The sequence below is a fragment of the Streptomyces johnsoniae genome, assembly GCF_031845565.1.
GTDB classification, from domain to species: domain Bacteria; phylum Actinomycetota; class Actinomycetes; order Streptomycetales; family Streptomycetaceae; genus Streptomyces; species Streptomyces johnsoniae.
Window position 1 is genome coordinate 1 of record NZ_JAVREV010000069.1, and the last position, 474, is coordinate 474.

Genomic DNA, 474 nt, shown 5'->3' on the forward strand with positions numbered 1-474 from the left:
CTCCGGCGGCACGCGAGGCCTCGCGTGCCCAGGGGCGCGGATTGATCCGGCTGGCCCGGCGGGTCTGGCCGCGGCAATCGTGGGAAGCGCTCGGACCCCGGCCGCATCTGCCGGTCGCGGCCGGCGCCGTCGGAGCGGCCGCCGAGCTGGATCCGGGCCAGACCGCGCTGTCGGTGGTGTACGCCACCATGACCGGTTCGGCCACCGCCGCGCAGCGGTTGCTCGCGCTGGACCCGGCCGATGTCGCGGCGCTGACCTTCGAGCTGTCGGGGTTGTGTGACGCGGTGGCGGCCGAGGCGGTCATCGGGCCGGCCGACCTGTCCGACCCCTTGCTCGACGTCCTGGCGCAGCGGCACACCGAACGCGACCGGCCGCTGTTCGTCTCGTAAATCTGTAGTTCGATCTCGAAAGGCCCACCATGCCACCGCATTTCCTCGACGGCGAGCCCCACACCCATGTCGACCGGCCCAAACG

1 protein-coding gene is annotated in these 474 nt (G+C 72.6%); it reads left to right on the plus strand.

The genetic code is table 11. From position 1 onward, the window contains the following. Positions 1-389 (plus strand): urease accessory protein UreF (locus tag RM779_RS33305; protein ID WP_311621538.1); only part of this gene is annotated, 389 nt, incomplete at its 5' end. Positions 390-474: the final 85 nt, after the last annotated feature.